The following is a 22,828-nucleotide window of genomic DNA, read 5'->3' on the forward strand; positions in this document are numbered from 1 at the left end:
AGATGCTACAATTACAAAACATTTCAGTTGACTATGTTACACCGCACGTTGTAAAGATTTCGTTAAATCGTGAAAGACAAGCAAACTCATTATCCTTGGCATTATTAGAAGAATTACAAACTATATTAACTCAAATAAACGAAGAATCAAATACGCGCGTTGTTATTTTAACAGGGGATGGCGAAAAAGCATTTTGCGCTGGTGCTGATCTAAAAGAGCGTGCCAACATGAGTGAAGAACAAGTTCGCCATGCTGTGGGTATGATTCGTTCTACTATGGAGATGGTGGAACAATTACCACAACCAGTTATTGCTGCTATTAATGGAATCGCACTTGGTGGAGGTACTGAATTAAGCTTAGCTTGTGATTTTAGAATTGCTTCTGACACTGCAAGTCTAGGTCTCACTGAAACTTCCCTTGCAATTATACCTGGGGCGGGTGGTACTCAGCGCTTACCTAGATTAATTGGAGTTGGTAGAGCGAAAGAATTAATTTATACTGGAAGACGTATTTCGGCGCAAGAAGCGAAAGAGTATGGTTTAGTAGAATTCGTAGTACCAGCTGATTTACTAGAAGAGAAAGCAATTGAAATTGCAGATCGAATTGCTAATAATGGTCCAATTGCCGTTCGATTAGCAAAAGAAGCAATTTCAAATGGTATTCAAGTAGATTTACATACCGGCTTACAAATGGAAAAACAGGCGTATGAGGGCGTAATCGATACGAAAGATAGATTAGAAGGATTACAGGCATTCAAGGAAAAACGCAAACCAATGTATAAGGGGGAGTAAATATGTTAGATCAAAAACAACAATCTAATTCATTTGAAGAACGGGTTGAAACAATTAAGCAAGGCGGGGCACCGAAATATCATGAACAAAACAAAGCAAAAGGGAAACTTTTTGTTCGAGATCGTTTAGCTCTTTTATTCGATAATGGTGAATATGTGGAAGATGCATTATTTGCAAATTGTGAACAAACTGGATTACCAGCTGATGGTGTTGTAACTGCGACTGGTAAAATACATGGTCGTACTGCGTGCGTAATGGCAAATGATTCGACTGTAAAAGCTGGATCATGGGGAGCACGTACAGTTGAAAAGATTTTACGTATTCAAGAAACGGCTGAGAAATTACGTGTACCGTTATTTTATTTAGTTGACTCTGCTGGGGCACGTATTACAGATCAAGTTGAAATGTTCCCTGGACGCCGCGGTGCAGGAAGGATCTTTTATAACCAAGTGAAATTATCTGGTAAAGTGCCACAAATTTGTTTATTATTTGGACCTTCAGCGGCTGGTGGTGCGTATATTCCAGCATTTTGTGACGTTGTTATGATGGTTGAAGGAAATGCTTCTATGTATTTAGGGTCTCCGCGTATGGCTGAAATGGTTATCGGTGAGAAGGTAACTTTAGAAGAAATGGGCGGAGCACGTATGCATTGCTCAGTATCAGGATGCGGAGATGTTTTATGTAAAACAGAAGAAGATGCAATTACGCAAGCAAGACAATATATTTCTTATTTTCCAAGTAACTATTTAGAAAAGACTCCTTTGATTACACCTCAAGAACCGAAACAGTTCGATAAAACGTTAGAAGAAATCATTCCAGAAAATCAAAATGCTCCTTTCAATATGAAAGATCTCATTAACAGAATTATTGATGAAAGTTCTTTCTTTGAAGTGAAAAAATTATTTGCTCAAGAACTAATTACAGGTTTAGCGCGTATTGATGGTAAGCCAATTGGCATTATTGCAAATCAGCCGCGTATGAAGGGCGGCGTTTTATTCCACGATTCAGCTGATAAAGCAGCGAAGTTTATAAATTTATGCGATGCATACCATATCCCATTATTATTCCTTGCAGATGTACCTGGATTTATGATTGGTACAAAAGTAGAACGTGCCGGAATTATTCGTCACGGTGCAAAAATGATCTCTGCAATGAGTGAAGCAACTGTACCGAAAATTTCTATCGTCGTTCGAAAAGCATATGGAGCTGGCTTATATGCAATGGCAGGTCCAGCGTTTGAACCAGATTGCTGCTTAGCATTACCGACAGCTTCTATTGCAGTAATGGGTCCAGAAGCAGCAGTCAATGCTGTATATGCAAATAAAATTGCAGCTTTACCAGAAGAAGAGCGTGCAAGCTTTATTGCTGAAAAACGAGAAGAGTATAAGAAAGATATTGATATTTACCGTTTAGCATCAGAGATGGTGATCGATGGTATTGTTCATCCAAATAATTTACGTGAAGAGTTAAAAGGACGATTCGAAATGTATATGAGTAAATATCAAGTATTCACGGATCGTAAACATCCTGTATATCCAGTTTAAAAGCCCTATTTAGGGCTTTCTTGCTCAAAAAGTCAAGGAGGGGAAAACATTGAAACAAGCAGTTTGGTTTCCAACAGAAGAATATAAAGAAAAAACGCGTTTATTTGGTTGGATGAAATCATTAGGCTATGAAGATTACGAAGCTTTTTATAATAAGTCAATTGAAGAAACAGCATGGTTTTGGGGAGAAGCTGAGAGAGCAGTTGGCTATCAGTGGATGAAACCATATACAGAAGTGTTAGATTTAGAAAATGGTACACCGTTTGCACAGTGGTATACTGAGGGAACTTGTAACGTTGTAGAATCTGCTTTATCTCGCTGGCTTGCAGACGATAAAATGAAAACACAAGCAGCACTTATGTATGAAGGGGAAAACGGAACTTCAAAATCATTTACATATGAAGAGCTTGATAGCTGGGTAAGCCGTGTTGCCAACGGTTTGAAACATGCTGGTATTGAAAAAGGTGATCGTGTAACAATTTACATGCCAATGATTCCTGAAACAGTTGTTGCTATGTTAGCGGTAATGAAAATTGGAGCGATTATTTCACCAATATTCTCAGGTTTTGCTGCTGATGCAGTAATGACACGTGTACAAGCAGCTGGTTCAAAAATGATTATTACCGCAGATGGCTTTTCACGCCGTGGGAAAATTGTTTCATTAAAAGATGAAGTAGATAAAGCTTGTGAACATTGTCCAACTGTTGAAAAGGTGGTAATTGTTCGTCATGCAGGAAATGATTTTACACCGCATAATTATGATTTTTCATGGAGTACGTTAGAAAAAGAAAAACCATTTAGACATGCTGAAGAAATGAACAGTGATGATCCATTAATGCTTATATATACATCTGGAACGACTGGTAAGCCGAAGGGGACAGTACACACACATGCTGGTTTCCCGCTAAAATCTGCATTTGATGCAGGATTTGGAATGAATATAAAACAAGGCGACCGCGTATTATGGGTAACTGATATGGGCTGGATGATGGGACCATTTTTACTATTCGGCTCTTTAATTAATGGCGCAACAATGGTTATGTACGAAGGTGTTCCAGACTTCCCAGAAGCAGATCGCTTATGGGAGACAGTTGATAAATATGAAATTACTCATCTCGGTATTTCGCCAACGTTAATCCGTGCATTAATGGCAAAAGGTGATGAATATGTAAATAAACACTCGTTAAAGAGTTTAGAAGTATTCGCATCAACAGGAGAACCTTGGAATCCAGACCCATGGATGTGGTTATTTAATACAGTTGGTAAAGGTAAAGTACCAATTTGTAACTATTCAGGTGGAACTGAAATTTCAGGTGGGATTTTCGGGAATGTCCTAATTAAGCCGATCGCACCGATTAGTTTTAACGCATCTTTACCAGGAATGGCAGCGGTTGTACTTGATGATCGAGGTAAACCAATTCGAGATGAAGTCGGAGAATTATGTTTAGAAAAACCTTGGGTAGGTATGACGAAAAGTTTCTGGGAAGATGATGAACGTTATGTAAACACATATTGGTCACGCTTTGAAAATAAATGGGTTCATGGTGACTGGGTCATTTATGACGGTGAACAATATATCATTACAGGCCGTTCAGATGATACGTTAAACATTGCTGGAAAACGTATTGGACCTGCTGAATATGAATCTATTCTTGTGAAACATAATAATGTAATAGAAGCAGCTGCAATTGGTGTACCTGACGATGTTAAAGGTGAGGTTTGTCATTGCTTTGTAGTATTACGAGACGGTGTAATATTTACAGCAGAATTAAAGAAAGAATTAATGAGTTTAGTAAATTCTCATATCGGAAAAGCATTATGTCCAAAAGATATTCATGTTGTAGAAGATTTACCAAAAACACGTAATTCTAAAGTAATGCGACGTGTTATTAAAGCAGCTTACTTAGGAAAAGAGTTAGGCGATTTATCGTCACTAGTAAATCCTGAAGTAGTACCCTTCATTCAAGGACTACAGTCTAGCAAACTATAACATTACGAATGAGCTCTATGTAAATAGAGCTTATTTTTAATGTTCACAAAAAGTAATGAATAAAAGGAGAAATCCCTGGGGGACAGGGATTCGATAAGGGAGATAATATTGTCGTTCGATGTCGAAATTTGGCGTATCCGACAAATTAATATTATCACGAATTTTCAGGAGATTGTGATAGTGGATGTGTCAAAAATGTGTACGTGTTTCATATAAAAACATTATTTAAATAGGAAAAGGGAAAAGAATTAAGTTCACTCGTTCTTAAGATTTTTCCCTTTTAAATTTACTGTTTGTTCGTTGTTCTATATACATCTGAAATTGGTAAATCTTCGCCATGTAAAGCTTGAGTACTGTCCTTTTTATTTGAATCATGTGCCTCCTGAGATGCTTCTTGCAGTTGTTCTTGGGCCTTACTAGGAGTATTCAGCGCATCTAATGACACAGGATCAAGTTGTTGACTTAATAAATCTTTTTTATCCATGTTATGTAGCTCCTTTTTGAACTTAGATATAAAAACGAAGTGCTTTTAAATAGTTACGTGGGTATTATGTATCTTTGAATGGAATTATATACACAAACTATATTGAGAATTTAACTAATAATAAAAAGTACTTGTGATGACAAGCTTAAGAAATATAAAGATCATTAGTCCTTAATAAAAGCGTTATTTTAGTAGGGCGCAGATTAAATAGGACCTGTTGTACGGAACAAGTCCTTTCAAAAAGGACAACAGATAATGAATGGGGGTTACTTGAACATTTCTATTAGTGGTAACTAGATCCCATTCGTTGGATGCTACGAAATTTCATTTGAAAGGAACATCCCAATGATAAGATGAGCACTGTAAATCTGTGCTCATCTTATCAGAAATTGCTTAGTCCTTAAAAATAAAACCGTTACGGACAATTCACAATGGTAATAGTGACGTTTGCCATTGTTCCAGGAGAATCAAGAAGTGAAGCAGTAACGGTTACTGTTCCAGGCCCATTAGCGGCTAGAAATACAGCGGTAAAGTTACCTGAAGCATTGGTAATGACAGCAAGAGGAACCATGAAAGCAAGAGAAGGGTTACTAAATGAAAAACTGACTACTACTCCTGGAGTAGGACTACCGTTTACTAATACTTGACCCGAAAAAAATAAAGTATTATTTCCTTGAGTGGATACACATGCTGTGGTTTCGTTAGAAGTCAAGGTAATAGATGCAGGCCCAGCAGGAAGATTAAATCCAGTTGGTCCAGTTGGTCCAGTTGGTCCAGTTGGTCCAGTTGGTCCGGTTGGTCCGGTTGGTCCGGTTGGTCCGGTTGGTCCGGTTGGTCCGGTTGGTCCGGTTGGTCCAGTTGGTCCGGTTGGTCCGGTTGGTCCGGTTGGTCCGGTTGGCCCAGTTGGTCCAGTAGAACCGGTTGATCCAGTAGGACCGGTAGGGAATTGAAAGGGTGGAACAGGTGGAAGTGTAGGTCCAATAGAACCCGGATTAAGTGCAGCAAAAGATAAAAACTCGTCCATTATATATCACCTCTAAAAATCGTATTACTAATAGTAAATGTAATGATAGAGCAAAGTGAAATGGACAAGTGGCTGTATTTTAATAAATTAAACAAAATAGTTATTTGATAGAAAGAGAGATTAGTATGATTACTTTAGAAATTAAATATAAAAAGGCGATTATCTTCATATCGCCTTTTGGATAATACAGTGTAATTTTATTCAGTTATTTGAAATATAGTTTCATTCGGTTTGGAAAATCCATACAGCTTCCTTGCGAATTTTAAAACTTCTTCTTCACTACCTGTTAAAACTTTAACATCATTTTTAAGGGTATGACCATCTTTCTTTAAAGAAGATAATTTTTGTTGCTCCGTATTAACCGTGATTTGTTTTTCTTTAATCATTTCTTGCTGGTTATTAAGAGAATATTGAAGGACAAAAATTATAGGTAATATAAAAACTAAAGTAGTTATAATACGGCGTCTTGTTTTTTTATTATTACCTTGTTTGGTGTTAACGTTCACTTGCTGTGAGGGTATCTTAGGATTTGATTGTTGTGATGATATTTTTGGGATGTTTCCCATTAAAATGCCTCCATTACTGATTGTAGAATTTAAATCGTTTAAAAGTATTATAAATGTTCAATGGGAATTTTAGAAGATATTTTAATATAGGTGAGTTTTGTAAAGTTTAAACAAAATCCTTATTTAAATAAAAGGAACCCCGATTGTCTGCGGGGCTCCTAAGGGTAATCGTCAAGTAATGACGTACTCGACTAGTTAACGATATCATGAATTTTTTGGTAAATATACTGGTAAATGCGCCCAAATTAATGAGAGCATTATTTGAAACAAAAACGCTATTTTAATAGGGTGGGGAATAATGATGATTCCATGGGACAAACGAGTAAACGTTTTATCAAGGTGATTATTTTATTAAAGAGGGGACAGTTTTAGAGGTTAGTGAAAGGGTGAATAAATTATTAGGTTGGCTTCGGTGCATGTTAGCTCCAAACTATGAAAAAGTGTACGGCGATAGTACATAGCGACTTCGGTTGATTCGGGTAGATGATAATGAAGAATGATATAAAAATTTCATTTCGTAGAGAAATATGTTGATTAAGGATGGGCATTGAATATGCCATGTTTGTATGAATAAAGAGCAGAATTTGGCCTATATAAAGGTGTTGGAATTGTTCTAAAGGGGATCTACATAATTGCATATCCTGAATCCTCCAAGAAAACAGACTTTGAATTAAGGGTTCTATCTACGCGTATAGCGCTCGCTATCATTGGCGCCTTGGCTTTATGGATGCTTATAGTAATCTATATAAAATAATTCTTTTCTAATAAGAAATATACTAAAATATGAGAAAATGCTGTAATAATAATTATACATTTAGTCCTACTGGAAGAACCAGTGGACATCAAACTAAAAAGGGCGTTGTTATATTGCTCTGTAGTTTGGTGTCCGCTTTTTTATTTTTTATTAACAAAATAGATTAGTGGTGTTTTTATAAATGACGCAATTTCGTTTTTAGTATATAAAAAGAAGGTTTAGTACAAGTGTTTGTTTTTTTGTTTTTATGCTTTCGTCTCGTACACTTTTAAGCTAGTGGACATACTTTACTAATAGAAAGGATTAGGGGGTGAGGTTTTGGGATCTCGATTTAACAATTGTAAAAAGAAGTGTACATGTAAACAGGATGATTGTTGGGAGATATTCGAAGAGTGTAAAAAGGAGAAGCATGAGAAATGTGATAATTCTTGTGTACAAGGAATTAGAGATGAGCTTAAGAAATTAATTAATCAAACAGTTCAAATTAACACAGAGGGACGTACTTATGTAGGTACGGTGTCGTCTGTAAGCTGTGATGTTGTTAAGCTTGCAGCTATTCCTGGATCAGTTGGAGTAATTATCTCCATTTGTAAAATTGAAGCAATTTTCCCGCCTGTTACAACGGTTACTGCTGAGTTTGATTTTAATGGTGTTGACGTAGCAAACAAAGCTTAATAATACTGTTTTTTGTAAAGTCATTCTTATGAATGGCTTTATTTTAATTTGTTATAAAAGGAGAATATATTCTTTATATAGAATTAAGTTTGAGTTTATAAATAATGATGTACGAAAGGAGAATGAGAGTGATTAGACTAGAGCACTTTAAAAGAACGGATTTTAAGCAATTAATAAATTGGATTAATTCCGAACAATTTTTAATACAGTGGTCAGGAAATGCATTTACATATCCTTTAAATGAACAGCAATTAGATAAATATATAGAAAGTGCAAATACACTCGCTTTCAAAGTAATAGATGAAAAGTCTGAAGAAGTAATTGGTCATATTTCACTTGGGCAAATAGATAATATAAATAAGTCTGCTAGAGTTGGAAAAGTGTTAGTTGGTAATACGAAAATGAGAGGGCGTTCAATAGGAAAACATATGATGAAAGCAGTACTTTGTATTGCTTTTGAAGAATTAAAACTACATAGGGTAACTCTTGGTGTTTATGATTTTAATACGTCGGCCATTTCATGTTATAAAAAAATAGGATTTGTAAAAGAAGGGTTATTAAGAGATTCAAAAAAAGTAGGAGAAACGTATTGGAATTTATGGGAAATGAGTATGTTAGAATATGAATGGAACAATAAATAACAATAATATTTTATAATTATATTATGTTAACAAAAGGGGTTTGGTGGGAAATAATGAATAAAAAAACTAAAATAATTTCAATCGCAGCTGTTTCAGGGGGAGGTAAAACTACAATTACAGAAAGATTAACTCGTGAGTTGAAAAACTCAAAGGCTCTATATTTTGATAGTTATAAATTTGATAACTGTCCCGCAGATATTTGTAAATGGATTGATGATGGAGCAAATTATGATGAATGGGTACTTACACCATTAATTCATGATATTCAGCATCTTATACGAGATGGTAATGTAGATTATATTATTGTAGATTATCCTTTTGCATACTTAAATAGTGAAATGCGACAATTCATTGATGTAACTATATTTATCGATACACCTTTAGATATCGCAATGGCTAGAGGAATTTTGCGAGATTTTAAAGAAGGTACAATGGACGAAATACATAATGATTTAAAGCATTATATAACATATGCTAGAAAAGCTTATTTGGAGGCGATTCATACTGTAAAGCCAAATTCAGATATTGTTTTGGATGGATCTTTACCTGTCGGTGAAATAATTGATCAAATTGTAGAGGAACTTAATCTGAGAGAAGTGATCGTCAATGATTAAATGTATAGAAGAATATGTGCAAGTTGATGACTTTAAAATATATACGAAAATATTCCAAGGAAAGAAGCTGCAGCCTGTTATTATAATGGAAGCAGGTTATGGTGATTATTCAAAGGCATGGGATCGTATTGCGGAAGGGCTGACGGAATATGGGAAGGTACTTACATATGATAGAGCTGGATTAGGAAAAAGCGGGAAGAGTTCCAAGCGGCGTATTAGTTCTGAAATGGTAAAAGAATTAAGAGCTTGCTTAAAACAATTACAACTTAAGCCACCCTATATTTTTGTAGGACATTCCTTTGGGGGTATAAATATACGTGTATTTACAACTTTTTATCCTGAAGATACGATGGGAGTAGTTTTAGTTGATGCGACACCAGAAAATTATAAAGAAGATTTTTTGCCAATAATGTCTCCAGAATTTCAAGAAGCTTACTACAAACAATTTGTATATGAAAGTTCATATGAAGAGTTTATGTTTAGTCTAGGTGAAGCAGATCGACATTGTAAGTCAATGAGAGATATTCCACTTGTCGTGTTAGCTGCTGGAAAAAAAGATTTTTATTCAGCAGATGCACAACTGAAATGGTTACAATTGCAAGAAGAATTATTACAATTATCAACCAATAATAAATTTATTATTGCAGAAAATAGCGGTCACTATATTCAAAAAGATGAGCCACATTATGTAATAGATGCTGTTAAGCGGATCCTTGGGGTAGGGGAGAGATAAATGTGTACACTTTATTTCAATATAATTGGCAAGTAAGAGATGATTGGTTTAAGTGGTGTGAACAGCTTACAGAGGAGGAATTGCTTCGCAAACGTGTTGGAGGTGTTGGGAGTATTTTAGAAACAATTTTCCATATTGTAGATGTTGAGTATAGCTGGATTAGTGCGCTTCAAGAAAAAGAGGATAACGAACCACAGTTTAAAGGTTATCAATCAATCAAAAAAGTGAAAGCATTATCTGATTTATATAGACGAGAATTAGATAACTTTTTGCAGTCATGGTCTGGCGACTTCGAATCAAAAATATTGAAAGCTTCATGGACAGATAAATCATATAAATACGGTGAAGTTTTAAGGCATGTAATTGCACATGAAATTCATCATATTGGTCAGATATCTATATGGGCAAGAGAATTAAATCTTCAGCCCGTTTCAGCGAATTTAATTGGAAGAGGATTGTAGATTTAGAAACCGACTTGCAGTGTAAACGCAAGTCGGTTTTTATATATAAGAAGATTTCTTAATTAAAATCCTCGGCTTTTTTTTGACGTATATATAAAAACATTAAGATTGTAATGATGAAAAAGATCATAATCGTTTGTATGATTAAATTTTTAAACTGAAACAATATTGTCCAAGATGTAACAGCATCTTTAAAAGCTTGGAGTGCAGAGTACGAGGAAGGATCAAAACCGTACTGAAGTAACTTTTTTGTTTCAATAAAAGTACTGTTTTCATCACCGGCGTCTAATATTACTGAAATAAGTCTAGTATCTCCTCGTGTGGCTGTACTGACAAAACTATAATTACCATTAGTTGAAAAACTAGTTTGTAAGCCGTCAACACCTTGGAGTTTAATGTTTTTATTAAGGGAATATATCATTTTATTTGTATTGAAAACTTTTGAATCTTTGAAGGTAAATTGGTAAGAAGTTAGTTTCGTAACATTCAATACATCTGGAAAGTCTTTTACTAATTGTGTTGCTAGTTTAGCGACGTCTATCGATGTTGTAGTTGATTGTTTATTCGTATCGTTATTAATTCCAGTAGCATTTAGAAACGGGGATGGTTGTGATAACTTTAGTTGTTTTGCTTTGTCATTCATTAAAAGTGTAAAGTTATCTTCGTTTCCAGCAATGTGTTCTGCAAGGGCAAGTGCGGAACGATTATTCCCTGTCAAAAACAATGCATGAAGTAAATCACGAACCGTCGTTTTATCTTTCGAAGTTACTTGTATAGGACTCGTTTCTGCTCGGAAAACTTCGTTACTTATTTTTACTAATTCATCTAACTGTATTTTTCCTTCATTCAGTTGTTCCAGTGCGATATACTCTGTCATTAATTTAGATAAAGTAGCTGATTGTATAGGAGTTTCTTCATTTTTTTTATAAACAATCTCACCAGAATTAGTATCTATTAAAGTAGCTGATTTAGCTTGAATAATTGGACCATTTACATAAAGATAAAAATATAAAACGATAAGTGCAGTAATAAGAAAAGATAATAATAAAACTGTTATTTTTTTTAAGAATTGCATTAGCGATCCTCCTACTATTACATCAATAATATTATTGTAAAAAGGAATGCTTAATTAGGAAGAAAGAAAAGGTAAAGAATTTCTAAAGAATTTTAAGGAATTCTTTAATTTTGGATATTGATGGAATATAAAAGGTTCAATTTCTTATATGATAAAAAATTGAACCTATAAATATGTGGTATTAAGCTTTATAAGGGAGTAATTTTACAGTGAAAGTTGTTTTTTTATCATCGCTATATACTTCAATTGTTCCTTTATGCAATTCAACAATACTTTTTGCAATTGCTAATCCGAGCCCAGATCCACCAGTGTTTGTTGAACGTGATTTTTCAACACGATAAAAACGTTCAAAAATATGAGGTAAATCAGTACTAGGGATAGGTTGTCCGTAATTTGTTATATCAATTGTAATCATGTTATTGCTTTCGTAAGCGGTAATATCAATATGATCTCCATCATTTCCATAAGTAATAGCGTTTATGATTAGATTTTCAAACACACGTACTAATTTATCCCCATCAGCTAGTACCATTAGCTTTTGAGATGGGAAAGAAGGGCGACATTCAATATTAGCTTCTTGAAGCTGTATCCGAAATTGGACAGTTAATTGTCCAAGCAATTCTACAATATCAATGGGAGCAGAATATAAACTTAACTCTTTATTTTGAACGCGTGTATATTCAAACAAGTCATTCATTAATGCATTAAGACGAGTTACTTTATCGTAAATGACTTGAATATAGTAACGTAATTCTACTTCATCTCTATAATTATCATGATGGATTAAATTTACGTATCCAACTATAGATGTAAGAGGGGTTCGTAAATCATGTGATACATTTGTAATAAGTTCGCTTTTTGCTTGTTCTGCCTGTCTTTCTTCATCAATTGATACTTTTAATTGCTCAATAATTTGATTGACCCCAGTTGCCAGTTCTTCTAAATAATTATGGTGTACGATGGAAACTTTATGATTAAAGTTTCCACTTGCAATATACCGAATCTCTTCAATCATTTTTTTTATACAAGTTTCATAGTAAACCTTTCTTTCATGACGATAAAAAATGTATAAATAGGATGAGAAAATAGAAAATAAAAACAAATAAGATACAATCATCATCCATAAAGACTCTTTTAATCCAATATATTTTTCATGGCCAAAAATTCTAATGAATTCTTTTCCTAGTTCGCTTAGAGTAAGTGAACTCTCAATTACACTCGTTACGAGGCGAAATATAATTAATTCGGTAATTGGTGTAAGAGTGATAGCTAATAAAAGCCAAAAAATAAGCTTCCACTTTGGTATATCTTTTAATATATCAAATGCTTCATTTCTCAATTTTATATCCTACTCCCCAAACCGTATGAATTAGTTTTTCACCATTCATTACGGTTTCAAGTTTATCGCGTAAATTACTAATATGGACCATTACCGTTTTATTAGAACCATAACCGTCTTCATTCCAAACTCGTTCGAATATCTCTTCAGAGCTAAATACTCTTCCAGTATTACTCGCTAGTAAATATAAAATATCAAATTCGATAGAGGTGAGTTTAATATATTCTCCATTTACTTTAACAGTATGATTATGTTTATGTATTTCAACAGAACGAATACGAATAATACCATCTTCATTCTTTTGGGAAGTAGCATTTTGGAAAGAGGATCTTCGTAATAAAGCTTTCACTCTAGCCACTAATTCTAGTGGATTAAACGGTTTAATCATATAATCATCTGCGCCGGTCATAAGTCCTAAAATTTTATCCATATCTTCAGCCTTTGCACTAAGCATAAGGATAGGTACAGTATTATTTTCACGCACTTCTTGACAAACTTCCAATCCGTTTCGTTTTGGCATCATAATATCTAAAAGCATAAGGTCAACTTCATATGTACATATCATTTGTAATGCTTCATCACCATCATAAGCTTTATAAATGTTATAGCCTTCATTTCGTAAATAAACAGCCAGTAATTCTACAATATCTTTATCATCATCAATAATTAATATGTTTTTATTCATTTTATAGTTAGTTCCTTTCCTTACAATTAATCAACATTACTATAATATCAAACATTTATGTATTTTGTAGTAATGTTTCTACATAAAATTTCATGTATCGTATTAAAAAGGAATTAAAACATTCATAACGAATATAAAATAAGAAGGACATTTAAACTCCACATTATACTGAAAGATAGTTATAAGGGGGACTTGCTATGTTATATAATGATATATATTCATTTACTCCAACTGGAAAAATAGAAAATGATATTAAAGATTTTCTATTAAAATACAATAAAGAATTTACATATAAACATTCAATTCGTGTGGCAAATGAGGCGAGAAAAATTGCGAAAATATTTTATGAAGATGAAGAAAAAGCAGCGATTGCAGGGTGTTTACATGATATTAGTGCAATCTTTCCGAATGAGGAGCGGATCGCAGTTGCTGAAGAATTTGGCATAGAAATATTACAAGAAGAACGAGAATTTCCAATGATTATTCACCAAAAATTATCGAGAGTAATTGCAAAAGAGGTATTTAAAGTAGAAGATAAAGAAGTTTTAAATGCTATCTGTTGCCACACTACGTTGCATAAACATGCAACGAAGATGGATTTAGTATTATTTATTGCTGATAAATTAGAATGGGATCAAATAGGGACACCGTCATATTTAATTGAGGTAAAAAAAGGATTGGAAAAATCTTTGGAACATGCTGCTTTTGTATATATTTCATATTTGTGGGAAAGAAAATATACATTAAAAGTCATACACCCGTGGTTAGAAGAAGCATATTGGTATTTAAAAGAAATTGTAGAGTAGAAAGGGTATAAAAATGCAATTAAAAGAATATATGAATCAAACATTTCCAGGAGTTACGTTAGTACCGTACATATACTCTCAGTGGGAAAATCATCTTCATTTTGATTTTGGGAAAGATAAACATCAATTCAAAGAAGATGGTAACACGTATAATATGGAATATTTCACACAACTATATAGGTATAATAAAAATCTATTTAAAGATATATTTTCAAAAGAAGATACCGTCTTTTTAATCACAAATGTTTATCGATTTAAACAGGAAAATATAAAAAATCTGCAGAAAATAAATGTATACAATAGATTTATTAAAAAGAGCGGTTTAAAGTTTCATATTAGACAAGAAACATTACCTTTTCTATTTGAAGATGAAGAAGCTGACTTATATTGTACATATCAATTTTCTTTAAAATGTCTTGCTGAAGATATTAAATATGAACCGCTTATTCAAGCAGCTAATCATGAAGATTTCCCTGACCTACGTCCACGTCTAGGGCGAAAAAAAGAAATTTCATATCCAGATGTATTTTTTATAAATGTAACAAAGGATATTATCATGTTTATTTATGGTGATAGAGGATGTGAAGTAATTGCGAAGAATAAAGAAAAGATACGGGATTTATATGAGAAGTATAAAGAGTGGATACCAGAATATGAACGAGAGAGTATAGATGACTTATTTACATGAAAATAGGAGGAAGTGAAGTGTGTAATGAAAAGGATCGCAATTGTATCTGCATGGGAACCAGAGCTTACCTATTTGCATCAACATTATCCAAGTGAGCGTGTAGAAAAAATAGCAGCTTGGGAATTTCATTTTCATTCTATTAATGAATTAGAAGTTATTTCAGTTGTAACTGGTGTCGGTAAAGTAAGTTGTGCTAGTTGTGTACAACTATTAATAAGTGAATTCCAGCCAGACCAGTTATTTATGACAGGGATTTGCGGGAGTTTATCAGATAAGGTGAAAAATGGACACATCGTTGTAGCTCTTAATACTTTGCAGCATGATGTTACAGCGGCTGGTTCAGGAGAAGATAGTTTTAATCTATATGATGGTAGAACAGCACCTATTGAAACAACTAAATCACTCGTAAAACGAATGAAGAAATTGCGTTCGTATGACCCGGTCCATTTTGGTACATTTCTATCTGGAGATCAACGTATTCGAAGTTCAGAAATGAGGTATTTACTTCATACTGTATACGGTGCTTTAGCCGTTGATCAAGAAGTGGCAGCATTCGCTTATGTATGTCGTGTAAATAACAAACCATTTCTATGTTTAAAAGCTGCCTCAGATCAAGCGAATGACAAAACGAAAGAAGAACAAAAGGTTTTTAAAATGTTAGCATGTGAACGAGCGTGTGAGCATTTAATTACTTTTTTACGTGTTTATGAGATTACTGTAGTTAACAATGTATAGTAAGAGGAGTATAGTGATGAAAGCTACAAATAAAATAGCGATTCTTGGTGCGAATGGAAAAGTCGGAAAATTCCTCGTAAATCAAGCGTTAGAAAAGGGCTATCAAGTACGAATATTAACGAGAAATTCTAAAAATATGACGATAACTAATGAAAATATAGAGACTATCAGTGGGGATGCCCGCGATTTTTCAGTCATACAGGAATTACTTCAAGGGTGTAAAGCTGTGATTAATGCGGTGGGTCAGCCGAAAAATGAACCTTATATTTTTAGTACAGTTACGAAGCATATTTTAAAAGTAATGAAGGAATATGAAATGAAGCGCTATATTCTTATTTCTGGAGGCTCCTTAAATGTAAAAGGAGATCAGAAGGGAATTGCAAATAAAATAGGGGCTAATTTGTTTCGATTATTTCTTCCAAAGATGATGCAGGATAAATATAAAGAATTGCAAATTATACAAAGTAGTGAAATAGATTGGACAATTGTTAGATTACCGTTTGTTATAGAGGGAAATGGGATTGGTGATATTAAAGAGAGTTTAGTAGATATGCCAGGAATCAAAATTCAAAATGGGGATATTGCACCGTTTGTAATAAAACAAATTAATAGTGAAAGATATATAGGAAAGTGTCCGCTCATTTCAAATTAAGAGGTGAATTACAATTGCATACGTATTATGGAGAACTTTGTACAAAGATATATGAAAGTGATAAATCAATTGCAGCCGGAAAAGAATTGGATTTTTATCTTTCTTTTGTAAAAGATAAAAATATACATGTGTTAGAACCAATGTGCGAAAATGGTAGAATGTTAATTCCTTTTATGCAAAATGGTGTGAATATAGAAGGGTTCGATATTTCAAAAGATATGCTTAAAGTTTGTAAAGATAAAGCAGAAAAATTAAACTTAAAACCGGTTGTGTCACAAGGAAGAATAGAAGAATATCATAGTGATAAAAAATACGATCTTATTATGATTCCTATCGGTTCATTTTCACTTTTACCAAATAATTTAGTAGACAATAGTCTTCAAAATATGAAAAACAACTTAAAGGAAAATGGCAAATTACTTCTGACAATTGTACAAGGTGGAAGTGAGACAGAACAAATTTTAGATTGGATAGAGACAAATAGAAAAGAAATTAACAATGAATTAATTGTTGAGTATAGAAAAGTTTCATATGATAAGGCGCAAAAACTTCTAAATATTATACTGAAATATGAAATCATTCATGATGAGAAAATAAAAGAAACTGAGATTATGGATTTTCCTATAAGACTATATGATTTAAAAGAATTTGAAAATATAATTATTACTAATGGGTTTAGTCAAATTGTTGTTCATGAAATAAAAGATGGATATGGTGAAGGTAATTCATTTCATGTATTTGAATGCAGTTTATAACAAGTCAAAGCGGGGGATTATACTTATATGATTCAATACAAAAGATGTAGTGAAGTAAGTATAGATTTAGTGTATAAAGCTTTTAAGGATGGATTTTCAGATTACATCATTAAACTGGAAGTTTCAAAAGAAGATTTTATAAAAAGATTTTTTGGGCCAGAAGGGAATTCGCTAGAACACTCCTTTCTTGCTTTAGACGGTGACAAATGTGTTGGTGTAATACTTGGTGGTATTAAGGTATATGAAAGTATAAAAACAATGCGCTGCGGAACATTAGCTGTTCATCCAGAGTTTCGAGGCATTGGTGTAAGTCAAAAGTTATTTGAGTTACATAAAGAAGAAGCGACACAAAATAAATGTAAGCAGCTTTTTCTTGAAGTTATTGTAGGAAACGATCGGGCGATTCATTTTTATAACAAATTAGGTTATGAAAAAGTATATGATCTTTCTTATTATAATTTAAATGATTTAACTAAAATAATGAATAAAGGTAATAAAAATATTGAAGTAAAACAATTAGAATTCCCAACATTTAAAGTTGAAATTCAGAAATGGCTAAACTTCCATATAAATTGGCAAAATGATATTGATTATATCGAAAAAACAAATCATACATTTTACGGTGCATATGTTGATAGTGATATAAAAGGTTCTGTATGTGTAAATGAACAAGGAAAAATTAGTTTTATTTTCATAGACAAAGACTATAGAAATATTGGTGTTGGGACGAAATTATTACAGGTAGCAAGTGAAGAATTAAAGTTATCAAGTTTATCAATTGGGTTTCCAAACAACAATTTACTGGAAGGGTTTTTAAAGAAATCTGGATTTGAAAAGAATTCTTTAGCACAATATGAAATGTATTTATTGCTATAAAAAGCGGAAGGAATTATTCTTTTCGCTTTTTATTTTGCACTATAAACGTTTTTGCTGTATGTGGGAGGATAAGTAAAAACAACAGAAGTTTTGTCACCTATCTTATTGAGCTAACTGGCACTTTAGTTGAAGAAGGAAAAAATATAGTAAACATAGAATATATTAATACATTAAAAGATTTATGAGGTGAAAGTGATGACAATTAAGCAAGACGAAATTAAAGTAGTAGTCGGAGCTGGAGTGTTTAATAATAATCCAGGTTGGGTTCAAACTAGAGAAGATAAACTTAACTTACTAGATAAAACTACTTGGGAAGAGCGATTTGAATATAATTCTATTTCAGCTATTTTAGCAGAGCATGTATGGGAACACCTTACGTTTGAAGAAGGTGTAAAAGCAGCTGGAATTTGTTATAAATTTTTAAAGCCAGCAGGGCATATTCGGTGCGGTGTTCCTGATGCGTTTTTCCGAGATGAAGCATATCAAAATATAGTTCAAATAGGCGGGCCTGGTCCGAAAGACCACCCAGCAGCAAGTCATAAAATTGTTCATAATTATAAAACATTAAAGAAAATGTTTGAAACTGCTGGATTTGAGGTAGTTTTACTTGAATATTGTGATGAAAATGGTCAATTTTATTACAATGAATGGGATGCAAACGATGGTGTTATTTTCCGTTCGAAAAAGTATGATTCTAGAAATAGAGGCGATAAACTTGGTTTTCCATCGCTAATTGTTGACGCAATTAAAAGGTAAGTCATTCACCTAAAGTAGGTGTTAGTTCTATCAGTTCATTAGTCGCAAATGCGGCTTTTTTTATTTGTGCTGTAATCCTAAGTTTAACATGGAAGCAAACATACATAATAAGTGATTTTGAACATTACATAACTTGATTTGAATACTATATTAGCTCTTATTAACACCATTTATCTTAAAGGAAATTGCTTTTAAATATTTAATGGAAATATCATATAAAATAAATAAATCAACGTTTTCTCATGTTGAATTTTTTTGTGGAAATGTTGAGGTACGCCTATTGTAATAAACATATGGAGAGAATATATAATAAATCAATGTTCAAATTACCATTCACACATTAAATTAATATTTCATTGCCATAGAGATTTCTTTTATACATAAATTCGTGTAAAATAAATCAAGAACATACATTCTGTATACGAGTAGGAGGCAATAAATATGTTGGCTGAAATAGAGAAACAAACTGACGGCTATATTGTGAAATTTGAACGCCAATTTTCTTATACAATAGAGGAAGTTTGGTCTGTTTTAACTGAAAACAGCAAGCTTAAAAAATGGATGTCTAATTTACAGATTGAAAACCTTAAAACAGGTGGAATTATGAAGTTCGACATGATGGATGGTTCATTTTTAAATATTGATATTTTAGAGTGCCAACTAAATTCAGTACTTGAATTCACATGGGATAAAGATCGTGTCCGATTTGAAATACATAAAGAGGAAAATGGTTCTCTTTTACTTCTTAAAGAATACATTCAGGAATTAACTGACCATACACCGAAAGATATAGCTGGTTGGCATATTTGTTTAGATCTTTTTTCTTCAGTTTTAGAAGGGGAAGAGAAAGGATTTTCTAAAAACGAATGGCAACAATGGTTCGAAAAATACAAGGATAAGATTCATGAAGTTAGAGGGTAAATTATATAATAGGTAATATTTATTATGTAATTATTATATTATAAAAATGATTTTGTGGAAAAATAAGAATAGAGGTTAATATGAAAGTAAATCAATTAATTGCTAATAACATAAATAAACTTGATACTGTTATTCCGTTTAATAAATCACTTGGTATTGCTGGTTTATCTGGATCTGGAAAAACAACTCTTTGTCAAACAATTGGTGAAGAATCAAAGAAGCGTCTAGTTTCCTTATTGCCAAAGGCTGAATATCAATATTTATTTCCTAATATTATGGAAACTAATTTTAGTGCCATTAAGATGGAGGAAATACCTTTAGTACTTTTTTTAGGGAAATCATCAATTTCTTCCAATCCGCGTTCGACGATTGGTACTCATACAGGTGTTTTTAAAGAGATTCGTGAAAAACTAGCGGAAGAATTTAATCTTTCTCCTGAAGTCTTTTCATTTAATAATCAATTAGGTTGGTGTGCTGGCTGTAAAGGGCGTGGTACTACTAAAAATATTGAGTGTAAAAAATGTAAGGGGAAACGTTATAGTGAAGAAGTTGAACAACGTACTATTGAGTTATTTGCTAAATCACATACAATTTCGGATATTAACGATTTAAGTGTTGAATCTATTCTTTCATTAGCAGAAGAATTAAATATTAGTGAAGCAAAACAACATATATTGCAAAATATTATCAATATGAACATTGGTTATTTAACATTAAATCGAATTATGGGTACGTTGTCAGGTGGAGAATTAACACGACTTTACTTAGCTGAATTCATGGCAGTTAGTGAAAATACTGTAATTATTATTGATGAGATTTCAGTTGGACTTGATAATGAAACATTGTTACAAATATTAGAAGAGATCAAGCAATTAGGGTGTAAAAATCAAATCTGGCTCATTGATCATTCAGATACAGTACTGGATACAACAGATGAGCAATTGTTCTTCGGACCTGGTAGCGGAAAATATGGTGGACAAATCGTGAAAGAATCACCAAGACCAAAACCAATACTATCGGAACGAAATTACGAAATGCCAACAGAATATTATACATTCCATGAATTATATTGCCGAAATATCCAAATGACTGAGTTTCAGATTCCTAAAAATAGACTTGTAACTGTTACGGGAGAGTCTGGATGCGGGAAATCTACACTTGTCAATGAGTGTTTAGCTACAGATTTCTTGAAACGATATCCAAAAGATAAACTAGTTATGGTAGGGCAAGATCGAAACCAATCGATTACAAGTCGATCAACTGTAGCAACTTTCCTAGATGTTAAAAAGAAACTGACAAAGTATAGTGAAGAAATTGATGATATTTTTGAGCGCTCAATTGAGGATATTATTGATGAAATTCCAAATGAAGATATTGCGTATAAACGCTTGAGCCTACTAATCAAATTAGGACTGGGATATTTAACATTAGAACGAAAAACACAAACATTATCAACGGGTGAGTTTCAATGTGTTCATTTAGTTTCTGAGTTATTTGCAAAAACAAGAAATCCACATACATTGTTTATTTTTGATGAGCCTTCAAAAGGTTTATCGCAAAATATTTTAAATCAATTTATAGATAGTGTTAGAGGGATATTGCAAGATGAATCAGTCTCTATCATAATGATTGAGCATAACAGTTACATGCTAGAAAGCTCTGATTATATTGTCGATTTTGGAAAAAGACAGGTTGAATCTATAGAGCATCTTGATGTAGTAAGTCATGAGGATTATTATCGTCAAAAAAGCAGTGTGAATAATGCTGAACAAATACACATTTCTTCAACGCTTAAGCGTAAAGAAGGAGTTCACTATTTAAAAGAAAATCATATTAACTATTTTAAAAATGCTGAAAACGTTTATAAGGGTGGTATTTTAAAAAGCTTATCATCAATGGCACGATTAATTTATGGTGAATATGAATCTGATACAATGGCACCTGTTGTTGCTATTGATCTCGAAAGACATTTGTATAGTCAATATAGTTTCTTATATGAAATTGGTGGATTGATCAATCATATTGTAGCTGCTCATCCGACTAATAAAGATACGAGAAGTTTCGATTTCTATTCTCAGGATAATCATTGCCCATCTTGTTCTGGACGTCTTCAAATTGAAGTTTTTGATAAAGAAATTACAATTCAAGATAAAAACGTTCCATTTTGGGATGGTCTATTCGATCCGGAAATCATGAAAGTATTAAAATTTTATCAATATGAAAAAATAGAATTTCTATTTGAAGAAATTAAAAATGAGCTTGGTCATGATTTGACGAAAAGCTATAATGATATGTCTGAGGAAGAGAAACATACATTTTGGTACGGCTATTTTGATAAGTCCTTTTATGATAAGAAAGGAAAGACACGTAGAACATGGGTAGGATTTAATACGATTATTGGCGGGTATATTGTTATTTCAAAAGCAGCTATTAAAGAAGATATTAAGACTTCTAAAGAAATGATGACATGTCCAATTTGTAAGGGGACTTTATTAAATCACCATAAACCACTTAATTTTGGAGATACAGATATTCGTGAAATTATTAATCAGCCGCTTAACGAAGTATTAAAATTTGTAGGAGATTTGCCTGTACTCGTCAAATTGAAATCTATCGTAGGTGACGATATGATTATGACAGAAGATGTTTCTTTATTACCTAGAAATATACAAGTCGCACTGAAAATGTTTGAATTAGAACAAGCAAGCTTTTCAAACTATGAAATGGTATTACAAAATGTATTACCATTCTGGGGCGAAATTAAAGGTAATGTCGAATCAATCAGCAATAATAATAAGGTGACTATTTGTGATTTCCAAAATATCAATGAAACAAGAGAAACCATTATAGATAAGTATTTCACAAATGGAAAATATAAAAAACTAACATATGTGTATGAAGCATTTGGTTACAAAAAATTAGTTACCCAAATTAATAAAATTAAAAAAAGTAACCCATGTCCATTCTGTAACGGAAAAAAAGTAATAACAGAAGATAACCTGCATGACGGCGTGTTCAAATTAACAATTCCGTGTGTAACTTGTAATGCAAGTGGTATTAACGATGAAGGACGTAAAGAAATTGTCGATGGCATAGACGTAGAAACATGGTTAACTGGAAAAGTTAGTGATGTTGTGGATGAAAGCTTACGAACTGAGGATGTTGCAGACATTCTAATATTTAATCGAATTCGTGAGTTGAATAAGCAAGAAATGATGGCAGTTTATGAATGTCTTGAGAAAAATAATTAAATTAAGAAGAAT

The 22,828-nt window shown here is 32.8% G+C and carries 24 protein-coding genes and 1 pseudogene; 19 read left to right on the plus strand and 6 right to left on the minus strand.

The window, feature by feature from the left end:
* Window positions 1-2: 2 nt before the first annotated feature.
* From ABH959_RS23395 to ABH959_RS23405, 3 genes are read left to right on the plus strand one after another with little or no spacing between them, the layout of a single operon-like run.
* Entirely contained in the window at window positions 3-791 is a 789-nt protein-coding gene (locus tag ABH959_RS23395; protein ID WP_113936467.1) for an enoyl-CoA hydratase, read from the plus strand.
* A gap of 2 nt (window positions 792-793) precedes the next feature.
* Window positions 794-2,335, plus strand: a complete 1,542-nt coding sequence (locus ABH959_RS23400) for an acyl-CoA carboxylase subunit beta (protein WP_113936466.1) — start codon at window positions 794-796, stop codon at window positions 2,333-2,335.
* A 49-nt stretch (window positions 2,336-2,384) separates the two neighbouring features.
* Window positions 2,385-4,325, plus strand: a complete 1,941-nt coding sequence (locus tag ABH959_RS23405) for an AMP-binding protein (RefSeq protein ID WP_113936465.1) — start codon at window positions 2,385-2,387, stop codon at window positions 4,323-4,325.
* 286 nt (window positions 4,326-4,611) lie between these two features.
* Here ABH959_RS23405 and ABH959_RS23410 read toward each other — a convergent pair whose 3' ends face one another.
* Window positions 4,612-4,809, minus strand: coding sequence for a hypothetical protein (locus tag ABH959_RS23410; RefSeq protein WP_113936464.1), 198 nt, complete (start codon window positions 4,807-4,809; stop codon window positions 4,612-4,614).
* Window positions 4,810-5,240: 431 nt separating this feature from the next.
* Between ABH959_RS23410 and ABH959_RS23415 the strand changes: the two genes are divergently transcribed.
* Together ABH959_RS23415 and ABH959_RS23420 are read left to right on the plus strand one after the other, a co-directional pair.
* Complete coding sequence (locus ABH959_RS23415; RefSeq protein ID WP_000237377.1) at window positions 5,241-5,456, plus strand: hypothetical protein; 216 nt, start codon at window positions 5,241-5,243, stop codon at window positions 5,454-5,456.
* 45 nt (window positions 5,457-5,501) lie between these two features.
* Entirely contained in the window at window positions 5,502-5,759 is a 258-nt protein-coding gene (locus ABH959_RS23420; protein WP_252188874.1) for a hypothetical protein, read from the plus strand.
* 17 nt (window positions 5,760-5,776) lie between these two features.
* Here the strand turns inward: ABH959_RS23420 and ABH959_RS23425 are convergent.
* Window positions 5,777-5,833: pseudogene (locus ABH959_RS23425) on the minus strand (exosporium leader peptide-containing protein); the annotation flags it as partial.
* Window positions 5,834-6,030: 197 nt separating this feature from the next.
* On the minus strand, window positions 6,031-6,399 hold the full coding sequence (locus ABH959_RS23430) for an FtsB family cell division protein (RefSeq protein ID WP_113936462.1): 369 nt from the start codon (window positions 6,397-6,399) through the stop codon (window positions 6,031-6,033).
* A 1,072-nt stretch (window positions 6,400-7,471) separates the two neighbouring features.
* Here ABH959_RS23430 and ABH959_RS23435 point away from each other — a divergent pair.
* The 5 genes from ABH959_RS23435 (at window position 7,472) to ABH959_RS23455 (ending at window position 10,277) form a co-directional block, all read left to right on the plus strand.
* Window positions 7,472-7,828: a hypothetical protein gene (locus ABH959_RS23435; RefSeq protein ID WP_002136449.1), complete on the plus strand. Its 357-nt coding sequence runs from the start codon at window positions 7,472-7,474 to the stop codon at window positions 7,826-7,828.
* 104 nt (window positions 7,829-7,932) lie between these two features.
* Window positions 7,933-8,469: a GNAT family N-acetyltransferase gene (locus tag ABH959_RS23440; protein ID WP_113936461.1), complete on the plus strand. Its 537-nt coding sequence runs from the start codon at window positions 7,933-7,935 to the stop codon at window positions 8,467-8,469.
* A 53-nt stretch (window positions 8,470-8,522) separates the two neighbouring features.
* Window positions 8,523-9,083 (plus strand): nucleoside/nucleotide kinase family protein, encoded by a 561-nt coding sequence (locus ABH959_RS23445; protein ID WP_113936460.1) that lies wholly within the window; start codon window positions 8,523-8,525, stop codon window positions 9,081-9,083.
* The gene (locus ABH959_RS23450; RefSeq protein WP_404493229.1) at window positions 9,076-9,816 is read left to right on the plus strand and encodes an alpha/beta fold hydrolase; all 741 of its coding nucleotides are present in this window, start codon (window positions 9,076-9,078) and stop codon (window positions 9,814-9,816) included. Before ABH959_RS23445 ends, ABH959_RS23450 begins: the two co-directional genes overlap by 8 nt.
* A 2-nt stretch (window positions 9,817-9,818) precedes the next feature.
* On the plus strand, window positions 9,819-10,277 hold the full coding sequence (locus ABH959_RS23455) for a DinB family protein (RefSeq protein WP_002136455.1): 459 nt from the start codon (window positions 9,819-9,821) through the stop codon (window positions 10,275-10,277).
* Window positions 10,278-10,335: 58 nt separating this feature from the next.
* On the opposite strand, the gene ABH959_RS23460 is transcribed toward ABH959_RS23455, so the two are convergent.
* The 3 genes from ABH959_RS23460 to ABH959_RS23470 form a co-directional block, all read right to left on the minus strand.
* The gene (locus tag ABH959_RS23460; RefSeq protein ID WP_002136457.1) at window positions 10,336-11,352 is read right to left on the minus strand and encodes a D-alanyl-D-alanine carboxypeptidase family protein; all 1,017 of its coding nucleotides are present in this window, start codon (window positions 11,350-11,352) and stop codon (window positions 10,336-10,338) included.
* Between the two features lie 181 nt (window positions 11,353-11,533).
* On the minus strand, window positions 11,534-12,691 hold the full coding sequence (locus tag ABH959_RS23465; protein ID WP_002085430.1) for a sensor histidine kinase: 1,158 nt from the start codon (window positions 12,689-12,691) through the stop codon (window positions 11,534-11,536).
* Window positions 12,681-13,376: a response regulator transcription factor gene (locus ABH959_RS23470; protein WP_002016575.1), complete on the minus strand. Its 696-nt coding sequence runs from the start codon at window positions 13,374-13,376 to the stop codon at window positions 12,681-12,683. The genes ABH959_RS23465 and ABH959_RS23470 overlap by 11 nt, the downstream gene beginning before the upstream one ends.
* Window positions 13,377-13,573: 197 nt before the next feature.
* Here ABH959_RS23470 and yqeK point away from each other — a divergent pair, with 197 nt between their 5' ends.
* The 9 genes from yqeK to ABH959_RS23515 all read left to right on the plus strand — a co-directional run bounded on the left by yqeK (window position 13,574) and on the right by ABH959_RS23515 (window position 22,816).
* Window positions 13,574-14,182, plus strand: coding sequence for a bis(5'-nucleosyl)-tetraphosphatase (symmetrical) YqeK (gene yqeK / locus ABH959_RS23475; RefSeq protein WP_088039418.1), 609 nt, complete (start codon window positions 13,574-13,576; stop codon window positions 14,180-14,182).
* A gap of 13 nt (window positions 14,183-14,195) precedes the next feature.
* Window positions 14,196-14,870: a DUF3885 domain-containing protein gene (locus ABH959_RS23480; protein ID WP_404493230.1), complete on the plus strand. Its 675-nt coding sequence runs from the start codon at window positions 14,196-14,198 to the stop codon at window positions 14,868-14,870.
* A 24-nt stretch (window positions 14,871-14,894) separates the two neighbouring features.
* A complete protein-coding gene (gene mtnN, locus ABH959_RS23485; RefSeq protein ID WP_002032255.1) occupies window positions 14,895-15,605 on the plus strand; it encodes a 5'-methylthioadenosine/S-adenosylhomocysteine nucleosidase in 711 nt (236 codons plus the stop codon).
* Window positions 15,606-15,621: 16 nt separating this feature from the next.
* Window positions 15,622-16,257 (plus strand): SDR family oxidoreductase, encoded by a 636-nt coding sequence (locus ABH959_RS23490; RefSeq protein ID WP_113709425.1) that lies wholly within the window; start codon window positions 15,622-15,624, stop codon window positions 16,255-16,257.
* Window positions 16,258-16,271: 14 nt separating this feature from the next.
* Entirely contained in the window at window positions 16,272-17,012 is a 741-nt protein-coding gene (locus tag ABH959_RS23495; RefSeq protein ID WP_404493231.1) for a class I SAM-dependent methyltransferase, read from the plus strand.
* A 27-nt stretch (window positions 17,013-17,039) separates the two neighbouring features.
* Window positions 17,040-17,888, plus strand: coding sequence for a GNAT family N-acetyltransferase (locus ABH959_RS23500; protein WP_002168328.1), 849 nt, complete (start codon window positions 17,040-17,042; stop codon window positions 17,886-17,888).
* A 195-nt stretch (window positions 17,889-18,083) separates the two neighbouring features.
* Window positions 18,084-18,644: a class I SAM-dependent methyltransferase gene (locus ABH959_RS23505; protein WP_404493232.1), complete on the plus strand. Its 561-nt coding sequence runs from the start codon at window positions 18,084-18,086 to the stop codon at window positions 18,642-18,644.
* Window positions 18,645-19,085: 441 nt separating this feature from the next.
* The gene (locus ABH959_RS23510; protein WP_404493233.1) at window positions 19,086-19,565 is read left to right on the plus strand and encodes an SRPBCC family protein; all 480 of its coding nucleotides are present in this window, start codon (window positions 19,086-19,088) and stop codon (window positions 19,563-19,565) included.
* Between the two features lie 80 nt (window positions 19,566-19,645).
* The gene (locus tag ABH959_RS23515; protein ID WP_404493234.1) at window positions 19,646-22,816 is read left to right on the plus strand and encodes an ATP-binding cassette domain-containing protein; all 3,171 of its coding nucleotides are present in this window, start codon (window positions 19,646-19,648) and stop codon (window positions 22,814-22,816) included.
* Window positions 22,817-22,828: the final 12 nt, after the last annotated feature.

It is taken from the genome of Bacillus sp. RC51 (assembly GCF_044908115.1).
Taxonomy (GTDB): domain Bacteria; phylum Bacillota; class Bacilli; order Bacillales; family Bacillaceae_G; genus Bacillus_A; species Bacillus_A mycoides.

Coding starts and splice junctions, on each gene's coding strand:
- ABH959_RS23395 (WP_113936467.1), top strand. CDS start 3: ATGCTACAATTACAAAACATTTCAGTTGACTATGTTACACCGCACGTT.
- ABH959_RS23400 (WP_113936466.1), top strand. CDS start 794: ATGTTAGATCAAAAACAACAATCTAATTCATTTGAAGAACGGGTTGAA.
- ABH959_RS23410 (WP_113936464.1), bottom strand. CDS start 4,809: ATGGATAAAAAAGATTTATTAAGTCAACAACTTGATCCTGTGTCATTA.
- ABH959_RS23415 (WP_000237377.1), top strand. CDS start 5,241: ATGGTAATAGTGACGTTTGCCATTGTTCCAGGAGAATCAAGAAGTGAA.
- ABH959_RS23430 (WP_113936462.1), bottom strand. CDS start 6,399: ATGGGAAACATCCCAAAAATATCATCACAACAATCAAATCCTAAGATA.
- ABH959_RS23440 (WP_113936461.1), top strand. CDS start 7,933: ATGATGTACGAAAGGAGAATGAGAGTGATTAGACTAGAGCACTTTAAA.
- ABH959_RS23445 (WP_113936460.1), top strand. CDS start 8,523: ATGAATAAAAAAACTAAAATAATTTCAATCGCAGCTGTTTCAGGGGGA.
- ABH959_RS23450 (WP_404493229.1), top strand. CDS start 9,076: ATGATTAAATGTATAGAAGAATATGTGCAAGTTGATGACTTTAAAATA.
- ABH959_RS23460 (WP_002136457.1), bottom strand. CDS start 11,352: ATGCAATTCTTAAAAAAAATAACAGTTTTATTATTATCTTTTCTTATT.
- ABH959_RS23470 (WP_002016575.1), bottom strand. CDS start 13,376: ATGAATAAAAACATATTAATTATTGATGATGATAAAGATATTGTAGAA.
- yqeK (WP_088039418.1), top strand. CDS start 13,574: ATGTTATATAATGATATATATTCATTTACTCCAACTGGAAAAATAGAA.
- ABH959_RS23480 (WP_404493230.1), top strand. CDS start 14,196: ATGCAATTAAAAGAATATATGAATCAAACATTTCCAGGAGTTACGTTA.
- mtnN (WP_002032255.1), top strand. CDS start 14,895: ATGAAAAGGATCGCAATTGTATCTGCATGGGAACCAGAGCTTACCTAT.
- ABH959_RS23490 (WP_113709425.1), top strand. CDS start 15,622: ATGAAAGCTACAAATAAAATAGCGATTCTTGGTGCGAATGGAAAAGTC.
- ABH959_RS23500 (WP_002168328.1), top strand. CDS start 17,040: ATGATTCAATACAAAAGATGTAGTGAAGTAAGTATAGATTTAGTGTAT.
- ABH959_RS23505 (WP_404493232.1), top strand. CDS start 18,084: ATGACAATTAAGCAAGACGAAATTAAAGTAGTAGTCGGAGCTGGAGTG.
- ABH959_RS23510 (WP_404493233.1), top strand. CDS start 19,086: ATGTTGGCTGAAATAGAGAAACAAACTGACGGCTATATTGTGAAATTT.
- ABH959_RS23515 (WP_404493234.1), top strand. CDS start 19,646: ATGAAAGTAAATCAATTAATTGCTAATAACATAAATAAACTTGATACT.